We start from the raw sequence: 24,140 nt of genomic DNA on the forward strand, positions 1-24,140 counted from the left end.
TCGACGCCGCCACATGGCCCTTACTGCGTGATCTTCGCGTCCTTCAGCAGATTGCCGATCATCTGCGCGCTCGCCTTCTCGGCCGCGATCGCCTGCAGCTGCTGCTGAAGCGTCGGCTTCGCGGTTTCGAAACCCGGCACCTGCGTCGGCCGCTTCGCATCCAGCTTCACGATCGCGCGCACGCCATCGACCGGAATCGAATCCTTCGTCGCCGCGCCGACCGTCAGCTTCTCGAGCGCCTGTGCGACCGGCAGCGGCAGCCCGGCCGTCTTGCCTTCCGCCGCCGGCGTGTTGAAGCTCACCCACGGGAGCTCGCCGCCGGTATCGCGGCTCGGCGCCAGGCTGTACTGGCGCGCCAGCGCGTCGAACGACTTGCCCGCCTTCAGCTCGCTCAGCACGGTCGCCGCCGCGACCGGATCCTTGACGACGATCAGGCGCGGCTTGTACTCGCTCTTGCCGAGCGACGCGACGATTTCGTCGTAGCGCGCCTTGACCTGCTCGTCGGTCACCGGCTCCGGCTTCACGTTGTCGCGCAGGTACAGTTGCACCTCGGCCGTCACCTTCGCCTGCTGCATCGCCGCCTTGACCTCGGGCTTGTCCGCATAGTTGGCCTTCTCGGCCGCCTGCTGAACCAGCACGCGCGTGATCAGCTGATTCTTGATCGCCTGGCGGAGCTGCGGCGAATCGGGCTGGCCGGACGCGCGCAGCAGCGTATCGACGTCGGTCTGCGTGATCGGCGTGCCGTTGACCGTCGCGACGGTCGCTGCCGTCTGCGCGTGGACAGGGCCGCTCAATGCGCCAGCCAGCGCGACGATCGTCAACAGGCGGTTCGGGGTGTTTTTCATCTTCATCGGGTTGTCAGTTCGAGCGTAAGGAACGCGGCATGAGGCAGCCGCGTCCGTTCATCGTGCACGCCCGCACGACGTCTGCGGGAGCAGCAGCCATTGTGCACGGAACCGCATTTCCACGTCGGGAGGTTGGGAAAGCGGGCCCGACGCGGCGCCGCGCGCATTGTGCCCGCCGTTCATTGCATGCGCGTTGCGCAACAATCCCGCGAAAACGCTTCGATTCTTTCGTGGCTTCGCGCGCGAGTACGCGCCGCCGCCCGAAGCCGCCGCACGTTCAGCAGATCAGGGCGTCCACCGGTACACGGTGATGCTGTTCCCCTTCACGTTGTTCTTCATCACCACGTACTCGCCGTTCGACCGGCGGTACGCGCGGATGCTGTACATCGCGTCGATCGCGCTGCTGGTATCGACGGTCGCGGGGCTCGCGTTGACCAGCGTCGTGTCGAGATTGCCGGTGGTGAGGTTGAACGCGTCGACGTTCGGCCACAGCGGCCCGCTGCTGCTGAACCAGTAGCCGACGAACAGGTGATTGCCCGCCGCGTCGATCGATTTCGCGCCGCTGTGCGGCAGCGTGATCACCGGGTTCGGCTTCGTCGTGTTGCCCGCGCGCCAGCCGTGATACACCTCGATGCGCGTGCCGATCGACGTCCAGTCGTTGGTGCCGACCGCGCCCTGCGCGAGCACCATCGTGTCGCTGTCCGCGAGATAGACGATGCGCGTCAGCGGCACGATGCTGGCCGGAATGCGGGTCGCGACACCCGGCCCCCACGACGGCTTGCCGTTCGCGTCGAAGCCGGTCAGCGGGTAATGCGTGATCGCGCCGGTCTTGTCGAGCCCGGCCCACACGCCGCCCTGGCTGTCGACGCTGAAGCCGCCCGTCACGCGCTGCGTCGTGTTGAATGCGGGGCCCGGAATCGAGCCGTCCGGAATCGCGATGTAGCCGTTCGCCGCGTTGAAGTGATAGAAGTAGAAGACCGGCGGGTTCTGGCCGGCCGCGACGAGGATCCGGTTCGCGCCGACCGACGTGAGCAGCCCGAAGTGTTCGTCGCGCTGCGTATCGCTCATGTCGATGCGCGGGTCGGATGGGTACGTGAACGGGTCGACGGTGTTCGCGACGAACTTGCCGCCCGCGCCGCCGCTGTAGATGTGCGTGGCGCCGTAGAACAGCGCGCCGTCCGTGACCGGGTCCGGCGCGGCGATGCCTTCGAAATTCAGCGACTGCAGCGTCCAGCGCAGGTTGCCGTTGCTGCCGTACGCATGAATGTCGGTCGCGCCGTTGCGGCCGAGATCCCAGCTGCCGCCCCATGGGTTGTTGAGCACATAGAGGTTGCCGCCGGTGTCCTTGCCGATCCCGGCGATGCGCGTGAAGCGTTGCGGGCCGACCTGCCCCTTGATGCCCGTCGTCGTGTCGAGATAGCCGCCGCGCACGCCGAACGTGCCGGCCAGTGCCGGCCGGCCCGAGATCGAATAACGCTTGATGTTCTGGTCGGGGCCTTCGTCGCCCACCAGCAGTTGCCCGGCCGCCGCATCGACGTAGAGCGCCGACGGGTGCGAGCCGGCCGGCATCCGGATCGTGTTCAGCAGCGCACCGGCCGGGCTGAAGCCGACGATCGAGCCGGCGCTCTTCTGCGCGACCCACACGTTGCCCGCGCCGTCCACCGCGAGCGCGCCCGGCGCCGACACGTCGATGTCCCGCTGCCACACGCCATCGGTCGTGAACACGCGCACGCGATTGCCGTAGAAGTCGCTCGCATAGAGCAGCGAGCCGGCCGTCGCGAGCCCGGTGACGACGTCGATACGCGGCTGGTTGGTCGCCGCGCTGATCTGGATCACGCGGTCGCGATATTTCGTCGCGCGGTTGTAGCGCCCCACCGCGCCGCTGCCGTACGTCTTGCCCGGCTGCAACGCGACGAACAGCGACGTTGCATTGCCGGTGATCGCGCTGCCCTGGAATTCCGAATGCGCGCCGATCGAGCCGATGCTCTTGCCGTTCTGGTAGATCGCGACGCCGCCTTCGTCCTCGTCCCACATCGACGCCGTGTAGATCACGCCTTCGGGCGCGACCCACATCGCGCGCGCGACGTTGCCGACGTGCGCGGCGAGCGTGCCGTACGTGTTCGCCAGCCAGTCGGTGGTATTGGTTGCGTGCGCTGCGGGCGCAAATGCGGCGATCGCCGCGGCAACGAGCGCGGCCTGGATGCGTTTTCTGGCGACCATGACGGATGCTCTCCTGAACGGGCAAACATTCACATGAAGGATCGGCCGGCCAGATGGCTTGAAGTCCGCGAGATGTAAATTCTTCCCTGAATCATCCGGCGCAGTCGGTATGACGTACGGCATGCATTCGATAATGCGCAGCGCGAGAATAGCGTTATATAAATCGAAAAAAATTGCGAATCGCCCGCGTTTGCGGCGAGCGCCGCCACGCGTCAGTGAATGGTCACTTACGCGTCGGACGGGGAATCGGGAGAGTCAGGTTGTTGCGTGCGGGAATATCGCCGCCGATTCGACGTCGATCAATTGAAACGGTGCATGCCATTCCGGACGCATCGGGAGAAGCCACTACCCAAAACGAAACGCCGGCCTGAATCCTTATCGAATCCAGGCCGGCGAACGTCATTTGCCGCGGGTCGGGCAACGCGGCGTTGCGCACCGCCGCATTGCCACACATCACGCCGACGTTTCCCGCACCTTCACTTCGGCAACGCGCGCACCGTCCGAATCGTCGTCGTCGCGCGGCGTGTCGAGCTGCCCTTCCCACTTCGCGACCACGGCCGCCGCGATCGAGTTGCCGACCGCGTTGGTGGCCGAGCGCCCCATGTCGAGGAACATGTCGACGCCCATGATCAGCAGCAACCCGGCTTCGGGCAGGTTGAACTGGTTGAGCGTCGCCGCGATCACGACCAGCGACGCGCGCGGCACACCCGCCATCCCCTTCGACGTCACCATCAGCATCAGCAGCATCGTGATCTGCGTGCCGAGCGGCAGATGGATGCCGTACACCTGCGCGATGAACAGCACCGCGAACGTGCAGTACATCATCGAGCCGTCGAGGTTGAACGAATAGCCGATCGGCAGCACGAAGCTCGAGATCTTGCGGTTCACGCCGAAGCGGTCGAGCGCGTCCAGCAGCTTCGGATACGCGGCCTCGGAGCTGGCCGTCGCGAACGACAGCAGGAACGGCTCGCGGATCAGCCGCAGCAGCGTGAACGCGCGCTTGCCGAGGAACGTCACGCCGGCGAGCGTCAGCACGGCCCACAGCAGCGCGAGCGCGAGATAGAAGCTCGCCATGAACTTCGCGAACGTGAGCAGGATGCCGAGGCCTTCGGTCGTGATCGTCGACGCCAGCGCCGCGAACACCGCGACCGGCGCGAACCACATCACCGCGCCCGTCACCTTCAGCATCACCTGCGCGAGATCGTCGATCACGCCGGTCAGGCGCTTGCCCGATTCGCCGAGCGCGGACAGCGCGGTGCCGAAGAAGATCGAGAACACGACGATCTGCAGGATTTCGTTGTTCGCCATCGCCTCGGCGATCGACTTCGGCACCAGGTGCACCACGAAATCCTTCAGCGTGAACGCGCCCGTCTTCAGGTTGAGCGCCGCATCGGACGGCGGCAACGGCAGGCTCAGGTGGCTGCCCGGCTGCAGGATCGTCGCGGTCAGCAGACCGAGCAGCAGCGACGTGAACGACGCGATGAAGAACCAGCCGAACGCCTTGACGCCCACGCGGCCTACCGCGCCGCCGTCGCCCATCTGCGCGATGCCGACGGTCAGCGTCGCGAACACCAGCGGCGCGATGATCATCTTGATCAAGCGCAGGAACACGTCGGACAGCAACGACACGTAGCCGGCGACTTCCTTCGCCATCTTCGGGTCGGGAAACGCGCTATGGCAGGCGTAACCCACGGCGATACCAAGCATCATCGCGACAACGATGTACTTGGTAATGTTCTGCTTCTTCTTCATTAGTCGTCCAAATTACAAAGCGTATGTTGCTAACGGCGGGCCAATCATTCGCGTCCGGCTGCGAATCGAAACCTGTGTCGCCATGCGGGCGACCTGTCCGCTTTCGGCGGTCTCCGGCGGTCACCGGGGCGGACAGGGGGGGCATTCTAACGCAAATGGCGCCCCAGCTTTCAAATCTGAAAGCAGCGCGGGTTGATTTGCGTCCTGATGTCGGCGGGAAAGGACGGGTTGTCGCGGTCCGGCCCGCTTCCGGTGTGGCCGGATGCCGGGGAATGTCAGCGAATCGCGCAGAAGGCGGCCGGCCCGAAAAGACCCGGCAGGCCGGCGAACGCATCAGTGCGACGCGCCCCGGCGACGCCCGGCGTCAGGCAACCCGCACGTAGGTGCCGGCCACCGTCGCTTTCGCGGGAAATCGTCGCACACGGGCCGACACGATCCAGCGATCGCGACACATTCTCACAAAGATGCGCAGACCTCGACACTACGGCACGTAAACGATCTGTAATATTTGGAAATGATTCGTGTTGACGTCATGTCTTGACGTCAACACGCAATCTCGAGCCGGAAACGCGGCACCGCGTTCACGTCATTGCTTCCATCGGGTCGATTCATTCATTTCATCAGTATTCCTATGAAATGAAGGATCGAGAACAAGCGGCATCGTGATGAACATTCTGTACACCAACTTCCACGGCGATTACGGTGGCGGCCAGGACACCTACGTCCGCGATCTCGCCGTCGCGATGAGCCGCCATCACCGCGTGACCGTGGCGTCGCCGGAAGGCAGCCGCCTGTCGCGACTGCTGAAGGACAGTCCCGACGTCGCGATCTTCGACATGGAGTTCAAGCCGCGCTGGAACCGGCTGTGCCACGAGATTCTGCGGCTGCGCCGGCGGATCGTCGCCGAGCGCTTCGACGTGATCCATGTGAACGGGTCCGCCGATCACCGGCAGGTGATGCTGGCGCTGCTCGGCTGCCGGTATCGTCCCGCGATCGTGCTGACCAAGCACAACACCTATCGCGCCGACAGCTTCGGCAACCTGCTGCGCGCGCGGCTGGCCACCGACCACACGATCGCGGTCAGCGACTACGTCGCAAGCATGCTCGCGCTGCGCTCGCCGTACGGAAACGTCACGGTCGTCAAGCACGGCGTGCGCCGGCCGGCTGCCGAACGACTGGCGGCCGACGAGATCCGACGCCGCAAGATCGCGCTGTTCGGCGCGTCCGGCGCGGACGCGATCGTGCTGGGCAGCAGCGCCGGCACCGCGCCGGAAAAAGGCTGGATGGACCTGATCGCGGCGCTCGGCCGCCTGCCCGAAGCCAAGCGCGAGCGGTTTCGCGTGCTGCTGGTCGGCGCGGAGCCGTCAGGCGAGCAGCGCGAACAGCTCGCGCGGCACGGCATGGCGTCGCGCACCGCGTTCACCGGGCGCCTCGACGACGTGCGGGCGCCGTTCTCGATCATCGACGTGTCGTTCGTGCTGTCGTATCACGAGAGCCTGTCGTATGCGTGCCGCGAAGCGATGTCGCTCGGCTGTCCCGCGATCGTGACGCGCGTGGGCGGACTGCCCGAAAACGTCGAACCGGGCGTCGACGGCTGGGTCGTCCCGCCGCGCGCGCCCGCAGAGATCGAAGCGATCCTGCGCGCGATCGTGCAGGAACCCGGCTGCGTCCGTGCGATGGGACGCAGCGCGCGGCTGAAAGGCAAGCGCGAATTCTCGTTCGACGCGTTCGTCGACGCGACCTTGTCCGTCTATCACCACTCGATTCGACACAACCCGTCCCGCTGGGTGACCTCCCTGAGATCCACGAAATGGCAATGAATGTCTGGAAGAAGTACTGGGCGCTGCGCACGCGGGAATGTCCGTGCGACGTGCACTTCGTCGAATGGCTGGAATCCGTGCGCCTCAGGGGCATCCGCATCTATCACTTCGGTACCGGCGGCCACCACCATGTCGGCGTCGAATGCGCGCGGCCGCACCTGAACAACACCGTGTTCGGCGTGACCGCATCGCCGAAGGAATACAAGTCGTATGTCGATCTGATCACGCGGCAGCCCGAGGTGAGCAAGACCTACCTCGCGTATTTCGGCGACATCTATACGAGCCATTCGGGCCTGCTGCCGACGTTCGACGCCGTCACGCTGTTTCATCTGTGCGAATTCCGCGACGAAGCGAACAGCCGCTACGGCGCGAAGAGCGACGAGGAGGTGCTCGACCTGTTCGCGCGCCATACCGCGCCCAACGGCCACCTGCTGTTCTACAAGGGATCGTCGGCCTACCGGAAGGCCGAGCCGATCATCGCGCAGTGGGCCGCCGCGCATGCCGATTTCGCCGAGGTCGGCGACTTCAAGACCCTGCGGATTTTCCGCAAGGCCGCGTAATCCCGCCTTCCTGCGATCCGCCGATGCTTGCGCTCACTCCACGCTATCCGATCCTGACGTATCACCAGATCCGCCCGCTGCCGCCGCCGACCGACCGGCTGCGCAGCCTGAGCGTCGCGCCCGACGCGTTCCGCCGCCAGATGACGCTGTTCAGGCGGCTCGGCTACCGTGGCCTGAGCGTGCGCGAACTGCAGCCGTACCTGCGCGGAGAGCGGCAGGGCAAGGTCTTCGGCATTTCGTTCGACGACGGCTTTCTCAACGTGTTCACGCATGCGATGCCCGTGCTCGACGCGCTCGGGTTCACCGCGACCTGCTACTTCGTCGCCGGCCGGTTCGGCGGCACGAACGACTGGGATGCCGGCGCGCCGACGACGCGCTCGCCGCTGATGACGTGCGCGGACATGCTCGCGTGGCGCGATCACGGCCATGAAATCGGCTCGCATACGCTCGATCACGTTGCGCTATCGTATGTGCCGGCGCCCGTATCGGCGTTTCAGCTGACCAAATCGAAGCGGAAACTCGAAATGCTGAGCGGCCAATGCGTCGAATCGTTCTGTTATCCGTACGGGGATCTCGACCCACGCGTGCGCGACCAGGTGATCGCCGCCGGTTACGGCAATGCGACGACGACCCGGCGCGGATGCGCCGGTGCGAACGACGATCCGTTTCTGTTGCCGCGGATTACGGTCGCGGGCGGGGTCGGGGCTGTGAGACTGTGGTTCAAGTGTTTGAAGGGGCGGGTTGCGGCGGAGTGGCGAGAACCCGATTTTTGACAGTTTTTAACCGCCCCCAGAAAGCGGGACGCTATGATCTCATTCGCACCCTGACGCGCATACCGGAGACCCCATGAGTTCCGCACGATCACTCAACATCGGCATCACAATCGGCCTTCACCACGCGACGGAGAGCCTTTGGGTCAACGGCATCAAGCAGAACGCCCTGTACCTGATGAAGCTCTTTCAGCACTCGCCGCTCGGGCATCGGGTCACGCTCGTCAACACCACGAGCGTCAAGGTCACGCCCGCGCTCCCGTGGGATATCAAGCAGTTTCCGGTGTGCGCGTTCGACGACGCGAAAGATTCGCTCGATGTCCTGATCGAGCTCGGGGGGCAAATCGATCAGCAGCAAACCGCGTATCTGCAGGCGCGCGGCACGAAAGTCGTGAGCTACTGCTGTGGTCCGGAATACGTGCACATGATGCAAGCGATGATTTTCGGCAGACGGCATGCTGAAACGGTCTTCATCAACCAACGTTACGACCAGGTGTGGATCATTCCGCAAGTCGCCGAGACCAGCGCCGGCTTCTTCAGCGTGTTGCGACGCCAGCCGGTTCGCGAGGTACCGTTCGTGTGGGATCCGATCTGCGTGGAAGAACGATCGGCCGCGCTCCCGCATCGCGGCGAATATCGCCCGACCGGGCAACCGAAACGGTTGTCCGTCATGGAGGCAAATATCGACGTCACCAAGTTCTGCCTCTACCCGATCCTGATCGCGGAACTGGGTTACCGGAAGCTCGGCGAAAAAATAGCGTACGTGCACGCGACGAACACGGAGCATCTTGCAACGGGCAGCCCCGAATTCATCGGCATCGCGCATCATCTGGATCTCGTGCGAGATTCAAAAATAAGCTTCGTCGGTTACCACAATACGCCTCAGTTTCTTTCGGAATTCACCGACATCGTCATCTCCCATCAATCCGGGCTTGCGTTGAACTACTTCTATTTCGACGTTTGCTGGAACGGTTACGCGCTGGTTCACAACGCCGACCTCTGCCGCGAGCTGGGCTACTTCTACGATAAGAACGATGTGGATGAAGGTTGTCGGCAGCTCGAGCGCGCGATCGAATCTCACGACGACAGTTGGCAAGACTATCGAGATCAGCAACGACAAAGGATCGGGCGGTTTTTGTCGACCAACCCGAAGCAGATCGACGCGTATGACAAGTTGCTTGTCGGGCTTTTTGAGTGAAATCGAGGGTCTGCTCCGGTGTGTGGACTGCTTCTCGATGCGTCAGTACGCGATGTAAGGCGCAGACCCGCCGTCCGCCGAACGATCCAGGCCAAAATAGATCGTCCGACCGTAAAAGTACGGCAGCCCGAGATCGAGCCAAGAGGACGATCCGAAGTGTCCGGCGACGTCATTGAATGCATATGTCGAACTTCTCGAGAACAACGTATCTGCATTTGCGACGGAGATGGAAACCATGCTCGCCGTGCCATCGAGACCCACCAGCGTCGCGGCATACGTGGTCGTCGTTGACGGGCAATAGAATTGCGTGTTCTTTGTACACGTAATCTGCGACGAATCATCGAAGAAATTCGCATTTGACCCAGTGTCGAAGAACGCGGTGACCTGTCTGGAAAGAAACGCTCCCGGCACATCGCCCGTCGTCGTCGACATCAGCTTCGTGGTGGCACCGAACGCATTGTTGTTTCGCGTGCCGATGCCAAAAATCAATGAGCCCGTCGCGCTTTCCTGACCGTCTGCCGAAATCTGCGGCATTTGGACGATCACGCCGTTGTTGTCTGCGGCAAACTGACCGACAGGGTTGCTGATCTGTTGCGAGAGCGGCACGGTGACTTGTTCGCAGCTCGAGTTTCCGTCCTCGCACGCGTAGTAGTTGCTCAACGACGTGACCTTCACACAAGCCGCGCCGCAATCGTAGGGCGCCGGGCCAATTCCAAGGATGCCGTTTGCACCGAGAGCAACGGCCGAGTTCGCCGATTCATTCCCGTTTGTACAGGAGCTCGGCACATTTTCCGTTCCGAGATCGCCGATGATCTGCACCGGCAACGAAGCTGCACGTTCATCGCCAATGGACAGGTCGATCGTTCGAACCGTGCCCCACGTATAACTCGAAACGAACTTGCCGCATTCGGAAAGCGTCGACCCGTCGCTTGTGGTCGTTTTAGGCAGGCTGTCGATGACGCCCGGAATTGCATCGCGTACGATCCGCAAGCCATACGATGCCGTGTCAACGAGCACATTGGACACCACCTGGCAGCGTGACGTTCCAGGCGCGCAAATCTTGATGTTGACGGTCGGAATGTTGACGACGCGTGCAACGCCTCGCGCGACCGTAATGATGGCGGTATTCCCGGTGTTACCGTCCGATGCACCCGAACTACTGACGCCCGTTTCGCCGGAACCTGAATCGCCGCCACCGCACGCAACGAGGAAAGCGGTCGAAACGGTCATCAAGCTGAATAGGCTGAACCACCGAACGACCGAACCAAAAATGCTCATGATCATTCTCATGGGAGTCACAGGATATCGTTGCCGGTCAGGCCGGACGGAAGCGCAAGCGGCAACCAGGCTTGTCCGGAAAATGCCCCCATATGCCCTCCTGTCTTGATCACGACATTGCCCGTCGATACCGATACCGGCGTACGCCAGCCACGACGTGCATGCGCGGCTTCCACGCCTGCGCTGTAATCGCGAAGATAACCGCCGAGCACCGACTCGAGATCGGGAACCGTCGGCCCTTGCCACGCCACGCCGAAGACGATTCCGTCGCCCGATAGGTATTCGCGAATCACGGTTCCCGATCCGAGCGTAGATTCACGGACGATGTAAGCGGCTGGATTCGCCGTCACGCCATCGGCCGCTCGATTCGCAGGCCGCATCACGCGCACTTTCGCGGCATGATCGGCGGCGGATAGCGATATCGGTGCGCCGCCCAATTCGGCATGCGCATGTGGCATCGCCAATCCCGCGATGAGCGCAATGGCGTAAACACAGCTAATCGACTTCACATTTCCCTCCCGGGGTAACACCAACGTAAGACGGTTCGGGACTCCTCTGCTGCGCGTTCGCTCCATCGGAATCAAGCAACCCTCGACGCCGAGACCGGTAACCACGTGCCCTCACGGAGGCCGGCCACGGCATCTTGTGACATTAAATTCAACATTGATATTTTTGTCACTTATATTGGTCGAGCGTATACTCGAACATCTCCTAACGTCGATGTCACATTCATCGTTCGGGTTAGCAGTCCTTCATGTTCAAACCGCGCTATGTAAAGCTCCATTGCCGCGTCTACGTCAATGCGGCTCAGAAGCGGTATCCGACCGAAAGGAACGTCACGATCGGATTGACCCGGAATTTGCTGGTGCTCGTGACCGTGCCGACGGACGACCGGGTAGTCAGCGTGGCGCGCGTCGATACCCACGAATACGCCACCGACGCGTTGATCGACCAGTGAGAATCGATGTTGTAGGTCAGGCCGCCGTTGACGACGGGCGCAAAGGATTTGCTGAGTGACACGGATGTCGGTCCCTCGAGCGCTGTCCCGACAGTCGGCGAGAAATAGATCTGGCCAGTGGAAACGGGATTGCTGAGCTTGACGTTGCTGAACCACGTGTAGGTGACGCCGGCGCCCAGATACGGCCTGAACCGCGCATTCGGTTGGCCGAAGTAGTAGTTGAGAATGATCGCCGGACTCCAGGCGCGCGCGGTCCCCAGTTCGCCGAAGCCGCTGAGCGTACCTGCGCCGTTCAAGTGCCATGTCGGCGGAAAACCCATGATCGTCGTCGCCGCGATGTGATCGGTCACGAAGTAGGTTGCGGTCAATCCGAACGTATCGCCGCTTGCGATCTCCCCACCGCTGCCGGTCATCACTTGTGACTGGCCGAGCGCATTGACGGTCAGCGGATCCGCCGACCCTTGCGGGGCAAAGTGGGACCAGCCGGCATTGACGACCCACTGACCGGCTGATTGCGCATGCGCACCGGAGATGGCCGCGAGCAGTACGACGGTTCCTGCACTGATTCGTTTCATGAATGTCTCCATATTTTGGTGTTGATGTTCAAGAATCGTGAAACCTGCCTTCATCCCCGTGCGCCAGACGTGACTCGCGGGCTGTTCCTGCGCTGATGAAGCGCGACGCCAAAGGCATCGGGTACTGCTTCGTTAATCTATAACTTCGCATTCCGAAGTTATTTGCTCACTTCAACCTCAAACGTTCCAGGAATCGACAATCACCGATGTTCGGGTTCAACCGAAGTCGAAAAGGCGAACGGGAAGCGGCCCATCACCGTATTGGCCTTCGCCAGCTGCGCGGGATCGCTCAGCGCCACATGCAAGGCGAGCCCGCGCGACGGGTCGTCCACCATGCTCACCCGTGCACCCTCGACGCCGGCATCCTTCAGCGCGGAGATCAGCGCGTCGAACGTTTCCCATCGTTTGAGTTCGGGCTTGAAGATCTTGCCGACCGCCGTCAGTGGCATCGCATCGACGATGTGAATCCGCTTCGGAATCGCAGCACGCTCGCCGATCGAGCCGCGTATGAATGCGTCGAGCTCCGTCTCGGTTGCTGTTGCGCCGGCTTTCAACTGCACGTAGGCAACGGGAAGTTCGCCTGCATGTACGTCGGGGCGTCCGATTGCCGCGGCGATTTGCACTGCCGGGTGGCGGTGCAGCGGTTCTTCGATCGTCGCCGGATCGATGTTGTGACCGCCGCGGATGATGAGTTCCTTGCGGCGGCCCGTGAGCCAGAAGTAGCCTTGCCCATCGCGGCGCGCGAGATCCCCGGTGTTGAGCCACTGCCGGCCGTCGCCGAGATCGAGCCACAGGCTCTTGTTCTGATCTTCCTGAAGATAGCCCGCGAAAACGTTCGGCCCGGAAATCGTCAGCACACCGACTTCGTTCTCGACGCAATCGCGCACGTAGCGGCCGGCGTCGTCGAGTATCACCGCCTTCATCATCTGGCCGGGGATGCGCAAACCGATCGAACCGAGACGCCGTTCGCCGCCTGGCGGGTTAACGCTGCTCACGCATGCGCCCTCGGTGAGCCCGTAGCCTTCGAGAATCCGGACGCCGGTGCGATCCTGGAACGTGCGGAATACTTCCACGGGCATCGGCGCGGCCCCGCAAAGCCCATACTCGAGCGAGGCGATATTCCGGCCGTCGACGGGCACGTCGAGCAAGGCCGAATACAAGGTCGGCACCGCGCTGAAGAAATTGATCCGGTGGTGCTCGACGATTTCCCAGAATCGTTTGACGACGCCGTCGCCGCGATAGCCCTGTGGCGTACCCAGCACCACATGTGCGCCGCGCGAGAACGGCACCAGGCCCGTTGCCAGCACGGCGTTGACATGGAACAGCGGCAGTCCGCAGAAAACGGTCTTGCCGGGGCCCATCCCGGCACCGACGACCTGCCCGACGCTCCACGCATTGGCCACCTCGTTGCCGTGCCGGCGAATCGCGATTTTCGGCAATCCCGTCGTGCCGCCCGTGCAGAAGTAGGACGATATGTCGTCGGCTTCGAAACGCCGGGGGATCAGCAGCGAATCACCGGATTCACGCGACATCGCACAGTCGAAATCGTGGATCTCGATGTGGCGCGGAACGGCGCCGCGCACGCCCGCGCGCCCGTGCAACCGTTTGCATTCGCGACGCTGCATCATGCGTGCCGCCATTCGGCGCCACCCCCGCACGCGCTCGGCCAGATCGATCAGGACGAGGCTTTGCAGCGACGGCACCTGGCTCAGGATGGGTTGGATCTTCGACCAGATATCCGTGCCCGGAAAGGGCGCCAGCGTCACCAGTACTTTTGCGTTTGCGGCCTTGAGCAGCGATGCGATGGCCGGCCCCTCCAGCAACGGATTGATCGCGCATACGATCCCGGCCGCTTCGCCTCCCCAGATGACGAAATGCGTCTCCGGCAAGTTCGGCAGCACGTAGGCGACCACCGCGTGGCGATCGATGCCCAGGCGCGAAAACATGTTCGCGGCCCGGGTGATATCCCGCAGAAGCGCCGAATAGGTCCAGCGCAACGGCTTGCGATGATCGTCGGCGCGCAGGAAAAATGACAAGGCCGGCGCGCTCGGGTCGATGGCCGCACCCCGGCCGATCATTTCGTAAGTGCTGGCCGGGAGGTCGTCGGGCGGCCCCTGGTTCTCGATCCGAAGCACGTCCGCTTCGGTTGCGATGGCGTTCATGCGAGCGCGTCCACGATTCGGTTGCGTTGCACACCGAGGTCGATCGCTCCGTCCCTGCTCCGGATCCACGATTCGACCAGATCCCCGGCCTTCAGGTACTGCGGGCGAGCGGCCTGAACCTTCGTGAACATCCGCCACTTCATGTGCTCGGGCAGCAACGCGGCGATCCGTTGCTTCGCCGGCGACGGAATGCTGAGCGCGCATCCGGACGGCGTGCCCGTTGCAAGCAAGTCACCGGCGTTCAGATCCTGAACACCCGACAGCTCGGTGAGCGTTTCGGCCGGACCGTACACGAGGTTCCCGGTCGAATCGCTCTGCCGCACTTCCCCGTTCACGGTCAATGTCAGTGTCAGCGCGCGCAGCCGCGCGATATCGCTTGCCTCCAGCAGGCACAGATACGGCCCCACCGGCCCGAACGTTCGATAGCTTTTCCCCTTGTAAAACTGCATTTGGGGAATCTGGATATCGCGTGCGGAATAGTCGTTGACGATCACGAGGCCGGCCACGTACTCGTGCAGGTTCTTGTCCGTGATGGCTTGCCGGGACGTGATATCGAGGCGAAGCACGAGTCCCAGTTCGATCTCGTAGTCCAGAAACCGCACATGTTGCGGCCGGACGACGTCGGAATCGGCGGCGACGATGCAGCTGTTCGCTTTCGTGAAGATCATGTTGAATGACTTCGCATCCGGATTCATGCCGGACTCGATCATGTGCTGACGATAGTTGGCGCCCTGGCAAACGAACCGTTGATTGCGCGTGACCGGCGACAGCCACTCGACGTCCGACTCGGGAATCGTTTCTCCGCCGAGCGCGGCGAGTTCATCGATCCGATGTGCTCGCACGAATTCGCCGGTCGTCGGGTAGTCGCCCGGTATCGGTGTGATCCGGTGATTCCTCACCACGCCCCATTGGGCGCGCCCCTGATGCCGATAGTGCAGGACGTGCAATGCCATGAAGATGCCTCGAACAGGTCTGAGTGGAGATGAAGGTCACGCAAACAGCTTCGCGAGCGTGCGCAGCTTCGCGAACGTGACGTCCGGACTGGTCCGGAGGTTTCGGATGAGCGATGCGATGCTTGCCGCCGTGATCTTCGGTTTGGTGAAGCTGCGCGGCATCCGGGGGCCCCACTGCGACATCGCTTCACGACTGACTTCGTGGATGCCCGTCGCCACGTCCGCCGTGAACATGTCCCCGTCGCAATAGTGTTCGTGCTTGTCGCCCCAAGGGTCCTGCCAATAGTCGAAGACCTGGCTACCGAGAATGTGGCGACCCACCCCCCATGCGTGCGTCCATCCTTTTTCGCTCAGCACGCGCTGCCCGATCCCCACGGCATCCGCGTCAACCAGCTCGAATGCCGAGTGGCTGTAGAGCGCGGCGAATCCCTGTGCCAATGCCAGGGTATGGTGATCCGTGGGCGTCGCCCCGCGATCGAGTCGCAGGAACGCGACGGCGGGCGATCCATCCGGCAACACCTGAACGTCGCTCGGGATGAAGCCGAAGTGAGACGTGTACCACGCGCAGGTCGCCTGGAAATCGGCGAGTTCGAGCACGACGTGACCGAGGCGAATCACTTCCGGCACCTCCAGCGGCGGACGCTGGGTATCGTTCACGCGAACGACGGAATCGGGCGAGTTGAACGGTAACGCCGACCGGTGCGGCAGGGCGCCGGCCCGCGCTTGTCCCGCGACTGCGTCGACACGAAAACCCGATGGATCAACGAGCGTGACGCGATGGCCGCCGCCGGGCCACGGTGACGGCTCCACGTCCGACGCGCCCGGCACGTCGGCAAGCTTGCGCAGTGCGTCGATGCCGTCAACTTCAAGCCCGAAGCCGACGAAGCGGTCTTTTTCAGCCCGCCGGACGACGTAGCAGAACGGTGTGGCGGCCGTGCCTCGGAGGAACAGATATTCGCCGTCGCGGGATACCGTCCGCAGGCCGAAATCGTTGAGAAATCGTTCGGCCCGTTCGAGATCGGAACGCTCGAACATCAAATAGGAAAGCGCCCGAGCCTTCGTCGTCGGCCGGGGATTCCGTGCGGGTTGTACGGTAGAGAGTTTCATGGGAGTCCTCAGGAAACCGGCTGGGCAATGTGACCGGATAGCGACGACAACGAGGTGCGCGCACCAAGCAATCGCAGGGATTCGAGAACGAGGCGGGTCGAGTCGGCCACCGGGCCTTCGTGCAGGACCGTTTTGTCCGGCCGAATCACGGCGGCCCAGCCAAACCGCACGACACCTGGCATGAACGTACCGTCCAGGTCCTCCCATCCGTCGTTGTCGATGCGATGAAGGCGCTGCCCGCGGTGCACGACCTGCACCACGACACCACCCGCCGCAATCAGCGCGGCTCGCGCGCCGGCGTCGAGCTCCGCGCCTGGATCCCGTCCGAATCCGACCAACGCGAGACCGCTACCGAACACGTCGTCGCTCAGGCGAATCGCCCCATCGTGCTTGCGCAGCCACCCCTGCGGAAGGGCTGCGCCGCGCACGAGCCGCGTGGAGGAATAGCCGGGGACGAACAGACCGCTCCGGAACGCATTCTTCGGTTTGATCCCGAGCTCGTCGAAGTGATTCCGTAGCGACGGAACGAGCCGCGTCAATCGCATCAGGCCATGCGTGAACAACGCGATCCCGGCATTTCGCGGCATCACGAGCTTCCCCATGAATTTCGCGACGCCGATCATCGCCTTGGCGTGCGGTCGGCGTTCCTGATCGTAGGAGTCCAGAATTTTCGCGGTTGCGTGGCCTTTGACGACCCACGCCAGTTTCCAGCCGAGATTAGCGGCATCACGCAGGCCGGCGACGAGCCCCTGGCCGACGAACGGCGGAGTGATATGGGCGGCGTCACCGGCAAGAAAAACGCGCCCTTTGCTGAACGTCGTGACGGTTCGGGCATGAAAACGGTACACGGCCTTGCGTTCGATCACCATGTCCTCGATGCCGCCCCACGGCGCGAGCAGTTCGCGGATGCGTTCGTCGGATTCCATTTTCTCTCGCGTCTCGCCGGGATGGAGCATGAACTCCCAACGCTCGCGCCCACCGGGGGCGGTCATATGAGGTGTCGGCCGTCGGTGGTCACAGATGAACTCGACATGGTCGATGGGTCGGCGCACGTTTCGCGCGTCGACGATCAACCAGTCTTCCGCGAACGTCTTGCCCTTGAAATCCTGTCCGATCAACTGGCGCACGATCGAGCTGGCACCGTCGGCGCCGACGACGTAGCGGGCGCGCACGACGTGCCACGCGCCCTGCCCGCTGTCGAGCGTCGCGGCGACGTGATCGGCGTGCTCGTCGAGCGAGACGAGCGTTACACCGAGCGCCATTCGGGCGGTGCGGTGCGCGGTCAGCCGGGCACGCAAGCATCGCTCGAGGTCCGGTTGATAGAACGTCACGAGCTTCGGATGGCCATCGACGCTCCCCAGCGTATTGATACGCCCGAACTCGCCGAACCAGGGCGAGCGCATCCGGACGTACGGAATCGCCACCGTATCGAGGTCGGCCTCATCTACCCCGACGTACTGCAGGATGCGAAGCGCGTCGTTGTCGAGCGCGATCGCACGCGGCGCCATGAAAATCTCCGCCGCCTTGTCGACGACAAGCACGCGCACGCCGTCCCGGCCAAGCAGCGCGCCGATTGCCGCGCCGACGGGACCGCAGCCCACGACAAGCACGTCTACGTCCGACGGCAAATCGCGGCCACCGACACGGCTCGCGTTCTCGTTGCTTTCATGGACGGCCGACTCGCCCGTCAGTTTTGTCTCCGCCACCGTTCTGTCTCCAATTCTCCGGACAGGCCACTGCAGGCCGTCTGATGACATTAAATTCATAAATGATGATTCTGTCAATTGTGACGTTCGAACGTATACTCGAACATCGAACCCATGCGCACGCCGATGCCCAATACTTCCTCCCGTCGCATCAGAACGCCGCTGCCGGCCGTCGCGAACGGGCAAGCGCCGTCGGGCCCCGAGGTCCGCGAGCCCCGAGGCGCGCGTCGAAAGCGTGAGACGCGGGCGCGCCTGCTGGATGCCGCCTTCGTACTCATGGCGCAAAAGGGAATGGAAGGCGTCGCGATCAACGAAATTACGGAAGCCGCGGACGTGGGGTTGGGCTCGTTCTACAACCACTTCGCATCGAAGGAAGCGATTCACGCTGCGGTTGTGGAAATCGTGTTCGAGGAGTTCGCGGATACCCTGGACCGCATCGCAGCCAACCTCACCGACCCGGCTGAAATCATTTCGGTGTCGTTGCGCCGTGCTTTGCTGCGAGCCGGAAGTGAGCCGGTCTGGGGACAATTTCTCCTCCGCGAAGGGCTGTCCATGCGAGCGCTCAGCCGCGGCCTCGGACCTCGGTTGTTGAGGGATATTCAGAAAGGGATCCGCGCCGGGAGATTCTCGGCAAACGACCCGCTGATGAGCGTTGTCACGGTCGGGGGCGCGGTACTGACCGCCATTGCAATCGAACTAGGATTTGATGCAGACGAGAAGCCGGTTACCGACATGTTGAACATGGTCGGGTACAGTCGGAACGGCTTTGCCGAGCGTGCAGCTTCATCCCTTTTGCAGACGCTGGGTGTGCCGCCGAGTGAAGCGATAGAGATTGCGAATCGCCCGTTGCCGCCAGCTGTGACGTCTGCGCCCGAGGAGTCGCCGGAGCGCTAGCGATCTATCGTTCGTCTGGGATAGGTAGAACCCTGCCGGGTACCTGCGTAGCGCTGACGGCCGTCGTCACCCTGTGCCGGCCGCGCAGCGCGGGGGCATGCAGGCTCATGACCTCACCGACGGCAGGGCAGCGGCGGAAGCCTCTTTGATTGTTCGACGCTCATTGTTCGACGTTCTCGCTCGTCGGCCCGTCGTGGGCGCTCGGAGAAGATGCCTCGGGTCGTCTTGACGAACCAGGGAACACATCCGGAATCAGTCGACCTGCCCGACCACTGCCTCCTGCGCCAGCCGTCTTTTGACGCCCACGAACGCCAGGCCAGCCAGCGCGATGGAGCCACCGTAAAACAGCAGTGCCGTCACGTCCGTTCCGAGCCGGGAGAACACGAACCCGACCGCCAGCATGCCCAATCCGAGGCCGGTGCGCTCAGCGACGTACGAGATACCGATCACGCGATCGCGCGACGCGGCCGGCGTCGACTGCAGGAGCGAATAGTAGATCGTCTCCGTGGCGGCGTCGAAAATGCCCGCCAGCAAGACGAAGCCCAACATGCCCGGCATGCCACGCACCTCGAAGACGCCGAGGAAGCACGCGAAGGTCAGGATCAGCAACGCGATGAAATACGGCTCGAGTGGCTGGTGACGCGATTCGAGACGCTCCAGCAAGCGCGGCGTCACTGCCGCGGAAACGAGCCGTCCGACGCCCCACACAGCCATCAGCCAGCCGTACAGAAACGCGGGCTGATTCGGGTCGAACAGCTGCGATCTGATCGGGAAGCCGACATTGTGCGTACCCGAGCCGAACGCTTCGACGAAGCGCGCGCAGATCACCAGCATCACGATGACCGACAGATAACGCGCCGCGCGCGGCAGTGCGCCGGCCTCGGCCGCAGCGTGCGTCTCCTCGGCCGGTCGATGCCGGCGCGGCATGTTGCCCACCAGCATCAGAAATGCGATGGCGGAGATCGCGAACGTGATCGAATCGATCAGGAATACGCTCTTGTAGGCCAGGTACTGCGTAATCACAGATGCGAGCAGGCTACCGCCGACCACCGACACCCCATCGGTCGCACTGAGGACCGCATTGAAACGATGCCGCCCCTCCTGCCCGACCATTTCCGGAACCTCGGACATGATGGACACCCGGTAGATCCCCTGGAAAAGGCCGATGAAGAACGGCACGAAATAGATGAGCGACGCGTCGGCGGCACGCGACGACATCGCCAGCACGCCGATCGCCAGTGCACTGCCCGCTTCCGCGGCGAAGATCAGGGTACGGCGGGAGAACCGGCTCAGCCGCGGCACCGCGGCGCCGCCCGCGACCGCACCCAGCAGGCGCGACGCCATCGTCAGGCCGAGCAGCGCGGCGGAGCCCGTGACCTCGAGCGCGTAGGTCGCCAGAACGATGCTGATCATCGTCGAACTGATGTCGGAGATTGTCTTGAACGACAACCAGACGTACAACTGCGCCAACGAAGACGAAGCGCGTTTTTCTAGAACCAGCTCGGATTTCATGACAGCTTATCTCGCTGAGGAAAAGGAAATCAGCAACATGTCCCGGAACGCGAGTTCGTCGGGGTTGGCTTGCTGAACGGCATTGGCGCTGTGGTACAACACGGCGTCGTTTACGACCACGGTATCGAGGAAATCCGTCAGCGGCCGTGCGAACAACGGAACGGTGGAATTTTTCGATGCGTGGATCTCCGATACAACCGGCCGGATATTTCGACTATCGATGAAATGCATGAAGACCCATTCCAACCCGTCCTGGTGAATCCCCGATGTGGTCGGACTGACCTCACCTTGTTCCGCAATGATCCGGAACAGATGGACATCGATCTTGTACTCCCGCCCCGCAACCAGCCGCTCCCCGAGGATGGCGATGTCGACGTCCAGCAACTGGCGGAGAATCGCACTTTCTATGAAGGAGTCCTCGGCATAGGTCAAGCGATTGACGCCCGGCACGTAGTCCACATCGTAGGTCGCGGTTGGCTCGAAATTCGTGTTCCGGTCAATTTCCAACGGTTGGCCCGGCTTGAAGCGATACAGCAGGAAGCGCCGTTCGCGTCGCGTGTAGCGCTTATAGTTCTCGTCGACGACAAGGCGCTCCCAGTGGCGCTTGAACGCAACGACCTCGTCGCCATCGCAGCGGATCACGCCGTGGAAGCGTGGTGCATGGCAATAGCCGTTGCGATTCAACGCGTCAATGACGGTATCGATGGACATCGTGTCTCCCGTGAGTCGGGCCATTCGTTCAGGAAACGATTTCCGGCTCGAGTTCGCGAACGATCCGGTCATAGAGATCGATCGCATGATCGCGCCCATTCACTGCGGCCCAGCCCTTCAGCAGATAATTTTCCTCGATGTCCGCCCGGACCTCGCTACCGACCGGGCAGGCGACCTTGCATTCGATGATCGCCGGATCGCCGACGACGGAATCGAGCCCGCGGATTCCGTTGAATGTTCCGCTCGCCTCTGGAAACAGCGCGAACATCGAGTAATGCTGGCGCCCGTCCGCCGCGCGTTCGCAGGCGCTTCGCAAGCGTTCGTGCAGCCCGGAAGCCCGTGTCAGCATCAGCAGATAGAGCTCGTACGGGTCGAGGCCCGCGATGTCCTTGAGCGCCGCGTTCACATAAAGGCCGCCGAGCCGCGGATTGATCTCGATGACGATCGGTCCGGTCGGCGACAGACGGAATTCGAGGTGCACGATCGCGTTGCGCAGGCCGATCGCTTCGAGACAATCGATCGCATACCGATTGATCTCGGCAATCGCGGGCGCCGGAAAGGACACCGGCGGCGAGATCAGCAGGTTTTCCAGCACCGTGCCGCGCTTCTCCGTCAGGATCAGCTTTTCGTTGATCAGCACCGGATAAACCTGATCGTCGACGATCACGCATTCGACGCTGCCTTCGACGCCGTCGATGTACTGTTCAAGCAGAATGCTCTTGCCCGGCTCATAGTGAACCGGGGCGCCGTCACGGGCGTAGACGTCGTGCGGCATGCCGTAGTAGTCCGAAACCACTGCCTGACCATGTTGCGCGGTGAATCGCTGATAGTGATCGCGCAATTCGTTCCAGTCGCGACACTTCGCGGTAAAGGCCGAGCCCGCGCCGTAAGGCGGTTTCGCGATCAGCGGATAGCCCACTGTGTCGGCGGCTTCTCGCAATGCGTCGACATCGCTGCACATTGCGTGTCGAATCGACCGTACCCCCCGTTCCTCCAGCGCCGCACGCATCAGGAATTTGTTGTTGCAGGCGGCGACGGCCGCCGACGGAGAATGGACTCGGCCGGTCATCCGGCAAACCTCGGCGACCACCGCGCCCACTTCCCCATAGGCCGACGCCTGCCCCGCATAGCAAAAGACGGCCTCCACGTCATAGTGCGCGTCCAGACGCTCGAGCAATCTCAGCAGCGACTCGACGGAAAGTGAATCGAGCCACCACGTGTCGTCGCTCCCCGCGCCTGCATCGCCGTCCGTCGGCACGTGCCGGCGCACGACGGCCGTCAGGCACGCGAGACCCATCTTGCGAGCGACCTCGAAGTGATAATCCCGATAGCTGGTCAACGACAGCAAGGAGCCCTCGATTTGCACAAACAAAACCGCGTCTTGTCGCATGTTTTCACCTGGATGAGAAATCAGTCCGCACACCGCTCAGCGCCCGTTCAGTTATCGATCCAGTCGCACGTCTCGCCCTGCCAGTTGACGAACCGGTAGATGCGTTGTTCGCCGGTTTCTACAAACTGCGGGATGTCGCCCTGGCCTTCGAACAGCGGCACCGTAAACTTTCCTTTCGCATGAGGCAGCACATACTCGGGCATCGCAACGTTCGAAACGCGCCGCTTCAGTCGGTTCATGATGCGGATGGCGTCGCGGATCGAGGCCTTGTAGACCGACGCGCCCGGCGAGAACGGCATGAAGTGATACAGGTAGTACGGTTTGACGCCGCGGCGATACAGTTCGATGAAGAGCCGATGCAGCGTCTCCTCGTCGTCGTTGATGCCGCGCAGGAATGGCATGTTGGAAAATACGATCGGCACCGCCGACCGAATCCGCTTCACTGCGTCCGTGAAGGCCGGACTGAGTTCGTCCGGATGGCAAACGTGAACGCCGAATGCGTTCACCCGATGCCGCTCGAGCATTGCGACCAACTGATCGGTGACCCTGTACGGATTGAAGGTGAGCGATCTGGAGTGAATCCGGATCAGGAGATCGCGTCCGACGTCGCGCAGGGCGGACAGATGCTCGTCGAGCTTGGCGTCGGAGAGCATCAACGGGTCGCCGCCGCTCAGAATAACTTCCTCGATTGCCGGATTCTGCTTGATATAGGCCACGCTTTCGCCGAACGTGTCCCGGCTGGCGTTGGTCTTTTCGCTATTGACTTCAAGCGTGCGGAGCGCCTCGAAGCAGAACTGGCAATACGAATTGCACGTGTTGACCATGCGCAAAATGACGCGATTGTCGTACTTGTGCTGACAGATCGGCGTCTTCATTTCATGCGCCAGCTCCCAGTTTTCCGATTCGCCATCGTATCCTCCGACGATTTCGTCACTCCAGAACGGAACGACCTGACGCCATAGCGGATTCCGGACGATGTCGGTGTCGCCCTGCGATTCGCGAATCAAGCGGAGGTAATAGGGCGTGATCTGTAGCTTGCGGCCGTTCAGGTTGCTTTGAATGTGCGAACTCAGTTCGTCGGACCAGCCCCCGCAGGCCTCGCGTAGCGATGCTTCCTCCCGGATGGTGTTCCGTTGCTGCCAGCGCCAGTCGCGCCATTCGGCCGACGCGACATCAAAACTCCGATAGTTGTCCGAATATTTTTTTTCGCCACCAGAATTTCCAATCAACATTTTACTCAGCCCTCTCTAGACCAACGAAATGCGATCAACGTATCGTTACGCTCATGAATTCAACACGACCCATGATCCGAGCATCGGATAGAAAACCATCGACACCACACTCAACCGGAATACGGCCCATACAACGCTGCAAACTGCAAATCCATCAACCCATGAAAGCATCGATCACGGGATATACACAAACTGACACCTGAAATATCCCATCGAGCCATATCGTCGATATAGCTACGCGATGCAGAAAGCCCAAGCCACAGTACCGCCCAACAAAGAAATATGGACGCAACTCTACTCAGCCTACTCACGAACATGGAGAGGCATCGATTAAATACTTCGCAGAAATTTATTTGCTTTCTCTTCGGCATGCGAAAACGACAGTTCCCGCTCCCCGTCCGATCGCGATTCATGCGAGCTATTACGTCCGTGCAAGATCATTTCGCGCGGCGGCCAAGCCAAAGGAATTTGAAAGATTTCCCGTTCTGGATATAAGC

19 protein-coding genes are annotated in these 24,140 nt (G+C 62.3%); 5 read left to right on the plus strand and 14 right to left on the minus strand.

Annotated elements, in window-relative coordinates:
- Window positions 1–20 precede the first annotated feature (20 nt).
- The 3 genes from HWX14_RS20505 to HWX14_RS20515 form a co-directional block, all read right to left on the minus strand.
- On the minus strand, window positions 21–851 hold the full coding sequence (locus HWX14_RS20505; protein WP_175884227.1) for a peptidyl-prolyl cis-trans isomerase: 831 nt from the start codon (window positions 849–851) through the stop codon (window positions 21–23).
- A 279-nt stretch (window positions 852–1,130) separates the two neighbouring features.
- A complete protein-coding gene (locus tag HWX14_RS20510) occupies window positions 1,131–3,065 on the minus strand; it encodes an SMP-30/gluconolactonase/LRE family protein (protein ID WP_175884228.1) in 1,935 nt (644 codons plus the stop codon).
- Between the two features lie 453 nt (window positions 3,066–3,518).
- Entirely contained in the window at window positions 3,519–4,817 is a 1,299-nt protein-coding gene (locus HWX14_RS20515) for a dicarboxylate/amino acid:cation symporter (RefSeq protein WP_175884229.1), read from the minus strand.
- Between the two features lie 665 nt (window positions 4,818–5,482).
- On the opposite strand from HWX14_RS20515, the gene HWX14_RS20520 reads away from it, so the two are divergent.
- The 4 genes from HWX14_RS20520 (at window position 5,483) to HWX14_RS20535 (ending at window position 9,165) form a co-directional block, all read left to right on the plus strand.
- Window positions 5,483–6,637, plus strand: coding sequence for a glycosyltransferase (locus tag HWX14_RS20520; protein WP_175884230.1), 1,155 nt, complete (start codon window positions 5,483–5,485; stop codon window positions 6,635–6,637).
- Window positions 6,634–7,197: a hypothetical protein gene (locus tag HWX14_RS20525; protein ID WP_175884231.1), complete on the plus strand. Its 564-nt coding sequence runs from the start codon at window positions 6,634–6,636 to the stop codon at window positions 7,195–7,197. The genes HWX14_RS20520 and HWX14_RS20525 overlap by 4 nt, the downstream gene beginning before the upstream one ends.
- A gap of 23 nt (window positions 7,198–7,220) precedes the next feature.
- A complete protein-coding gene (locus HWX14_RS20530; RefSeq protein ID WP_175884232.1) occupies window positions 7,221–7,970 on the plus strand; it encodes a polysaccharide deacetylase family protein in 750 nt (249 codons plus the stop codon).
- Between the two features lie 73 nt (window positions 7,971–8,043).
- Window positions 8,044–9,165 (plus strand): DUF2827 domain-containing protein, encoded by a 1,122-nt coding sequence (locus tag HWX14_RS20535; RefSeq protein WP_175884233.1) that lies wholly within the window; start codon window positions 8,044–8,046, stop codon window positions 9,163–9,165.
- Window positions 9,166–9,207: 42 nt separating this feature from the next.
- Here the strand turns inward: HWX14_RS20535 and HWX14_RS20540 are convergent, their stop codons facing one another.
- The 7 genes from HWX14_RS20540 to HWX14_RS20570 form a co-directional block, all read right to left on the minus strand.
- Complete coding sequence (locus tag HWX14_RS20540) at window positions 9,208–10,455, minus strand: DUF3443 domain-containing protein (RefSeq protein WP_175884234.1); 1,248 nt, start codon at window positions 10,453–10,455, stop codon at window positions 9,208–9,210.
- 5 nt (window positions 10,456–10,460) lie between these two features.
- Complete coding sequence (locus HWX14_RS20545; RefSeq protein WP_244130302.1) at window positions 10,461–10,901, minus strand: DUF2844 domain-containing protein; 441 nt, start codon at window positions 10,899–10,901, stop codon at window positions 10,461–10,463.
- A gap of 349 nt (window positions 10,902–11,250) precedes the next feature.
- Entirely contained in the window at window positions 11,251–11,976 is a 726-nt protein-coding gene (locus tag HWX14_RS20550) for an OmpW family outer membrane protein (RefSeq protein ID WP_175884235.1), read from the minus strand.
- Window positions 11,977–12,176: 200 nt separating this feature from the next.
- Window positions 12,177–14,138 carry an acyl-CoA synthetase gene (locus HWX14_RS20555; RefSeq protein ID WP_175884236.1) on the minus strand — a complete coding sequence of 654 codons (1,962 nt, stop codon included), beginning with the start codon at window positions 14,136–14,138 and terminating at the stop codon, window positions 12,177–12,179.
- On the minus strand, window positions 14,135–15,091 hold the full coding sequence (locus tag HWX14_RS20560) for a fumarylacetoacetate hydrolase family protein (protein ID WP_175884237.1): 957 nt from the start codon (window positions 15,089–15,091) through the stop codon (window positions 14,135–14,137). Before HWX14_RS20560 ends, HWX14_RS20555 begins: the two co-directional genes overlap by 4 nt.
- A 36-nt stretch (window positions 15,092–15,127) precedes the next feature.
- Window positions 15,128–16,198: a VOC family protein gene (locus HWX14_RS20565; protein WP_175884238.1), complete on the minus strand. Its 1,071-nt coding sequence runs from the start codon at window positions 16,196–16,198 to the stop codon at window positions 15,128–15,130.
- Between the two features lie 8 nt (window positions 16,199–16,206).
- On the minus strand, window positions 16,207–17,955 hold the full coding sequence (locus HWX14_RS20570) for a bifunctional 3-(3-hydroxy-phenyl)propionate/3-hydroxycinnamic acid hydroxylase (protein ID WP_175884239.1): 1,749 nt from the start codon (window positions 17,953–17,955) through the stop codon (window positions 16,207–16,209).
- Between the two features lie 63 nt (window positions 17,956–18,018).
- Between HWX14_RS20570 and HWX14_RS20575 the strand changes: the two genes are divergently transcribed.
- Window positions 18,019–18,798, plus strand: a complete 780-nt coding sequence (locus tag HWX14_RS20575) for a TetR/AcrR family transcriptional regulator (RefSeq protein ID WP_175884240.1) — start codon at window positions 18,019–18,021, stop codon at window positions 18,796–18,798.
- A 252-nt stretch (window positions 18,799–19,050) separates the two neighbouring features.
- Here HWX14_RS20575 and HWX14_RS20580 read toward each other — a convergent pair whose 3' ends face one another.
- The 4 genes from HWX14_RS20580 to HWX14_RS20595 are packed head-to-tail and all read right to left on the minus strand — an operon-like array spanning window position 19,051 to window position 23,643.
- Window positions 19,051–20,310: an MFS transporter gene (locus HWX14_RS20580; RefSeq protein WP_175884241.1), complete on the minus strand. Its 1,260-nt coding sequence runs from the start codon at window positions 20,308–20,310 to the stop codon at window positions 19,051–19,053.
- Between the two features lie 6 nt (window positions 20,311–20,316).
- Window positions 20,317–21,021: a 2OG-Fe dioxygenase family protein gene (locus tag HWX14_RS20585; RefSeq protein ID WP_244130283.1), complete on the minus strand. Its 705-nt coding sequence runs from the start codon at window positions 21,019–21,021 to the stop codon at window positions 20,317–20,319.
- A 28-nt stretch (window positions 21,022–21,049) separates the two neighbouring features.
- Entirely contained in the window at window positions 21,050–22,411 is a 1,362-nt protein-coding gene (locus HWX14_RS20590) for an ATP-grasp domain-containing protein (protein ID WP_175884243.1), read from the minus strand.
- A 47-nt stretch (window positions 22,412–22,458) separates the two neighbouring features.
- On the minus strand, window positions 22,459–23,643 hold the full coding sequence (locus HWX14_RS20595; protein WP_175884244.1) for a radical SAM protein: 1,185 nt from the start codon (window positions 23,641–23,643) through the stop codon (window positions 22,459–22,461).
- Window positions 23,644–24,140 lie beyond the last annotated feature (497 nt).

This window comes from Burkholderia sp. BCC0044 (genome assembly GCF_902832955.1).
Classification (GTDB): Bacteria; Pseudomonadota; Gammaproteobacteria; order Burkholderiales; family Burkholderiaceae; genus Burkholderia.

What these genes read in the sequence shown, in the direction of transcription:
- HWX14_RS20505 (WP_175884227.1), bottom strand. Translation starts at nt 851, where the DNA reads ATGAAGATGAAAAACACCCCGAACCGCCTGTTGACGATCGTCGCGCTG.
- HWX14_RS20510 (WP_175884228.1), bottom strand. Translation starts at nt 3,065, where the DNA reads ATGGTCGCCAGAAAACGCATCCAGGCCGCGCTCGTTGCCGCGGCGATC.
- HWX14_RS20515 (WP_175884229.1), bottom strand. Translation starts at nt 4,817, where the DNA reads ATGAAGAAGAAGCAGAACATTACCAAGTACATCGTTGTCGCGATGATG.
- HWX14_RS20520 (WP_175884230.1), top strand. Translation starts at nt 5,483, where the DNA reads ATGAACATTCTGTACACCAACTTCCACGGCGATTACGGTGGCGGCCAG.
- HWX14_RS20525 (WP_175884231.1), top strand. Translation starts at nt 6,634, where the DNA reads ATGAATGTCTGGAAGAAGTACTGGGCGCTGCGCACGCGGGAATGTCCG.
- HWX14_RS20530 (WP_175884232.1), top strand. Translation starts at nt 7,221, where the DNA reads ATGCTTGCGCTCACTCCACGCTATCCGATCCTGACGTATCACCAGATC.
- HWX14_RS20535 (WP_175884233.1), top strand. Translation starts at nt 8,044, where the DNA reads ATGAGTTCCGCACGATCACTCAACATCGGCATCACAATCGGCCTTCAC.
- HWX14_RS20540 (WP_175884234.1), bottom strand. Translation starts at nt 10,455, where the DNA reads ATGAGAATGATCATGAGCATTTTTGGTTCGGTCGTTCGGTGGTTCAGC.
- HWX14_RS20545 (WP_244130302.1), bottom strand. Translation starts at nt 10,901, where the DNA reads ATGCCACATGCGCATGCCGAATTGGGCGGCGCACCGATATCGCTATCC.
- HWX14_RS20550 (WP_175884235.1), bottom strand. Translation starts at nt 11,976, where the DNA reads ATGAAACGAATCAGTGCAGGAACCGTCGTACTGCTCGCGGCCATCTCC.
- HWX14_RS20555 (WP_175884236.1), bottom strand. Translation starts at nt 14,138, where the DNA reads ATGAACGCCATCGCAACCGAAGCGGACGTGCTTCGGATCGAGAACCAG.
- HWX14_RS20560 (WP_175884237.1), bottom strand. Translation starts at nt 15,091, where the DNA reads ATGGCATTGCACGTCCTGCACTATCGGCATCAGGGGCGCGCCCAATGG.
- HWX14_RS20565 (WP_175884238.1), bottom strand. Translation starts at nt 16,198, where the DNA reads ATGAAACTCTCTACCGTACAACCCGCACGGAATCCCCGGCCGACGACG.
- HWX14_RS20570 (WP_175884239.1), bottom strand. Translation starts at nt 17,955, where the DNA reads ATGTCATCAGACGGCCTGCAGTGGCCTGTCCGGAGAATTGGAGACAGA.
- HWX14_RS20575 (WP_175884240.1), top strand. Translation starts at nt 18,019, where the DNA reads ATGCGCACGCCGATGCCCAATACTTCCTCCCGTCGCATCAGAACGCCG.
- HWX14_RS20580 (WP_175884241.1), bottom strand. Translation starts at nt 20,310, where the DNA reads ATGAAATCCGAGCTGGTTCTAGAAAAACGCGCTTCGTCTTCGTTGGCG.
- HWX14_RS20585 (WP_244130283.1), bottom strand. Translation starts at nt 21,021, where the DNA reads ATGTCCATCGATACCGTCATTGACGCGTTGAATCGCAACGGCTATTGC.
- HWX14_RS20590 (WP_175884243.1), bottom strand. Translation starts at nt 22,411, where the DNA reads ATGCGACAAGACGCGGTTTTGTTTGTGCAAATCGAGGGCTCCTTGCTG.
- HWX14_RS20595 (WP_175884244.1), bottom strand. Translation starts at nt 23,643, where the DNA reads ATGTTGATTGGAAATTCTGGTGGCGAAAAAAAATATTCGGACAACTAT.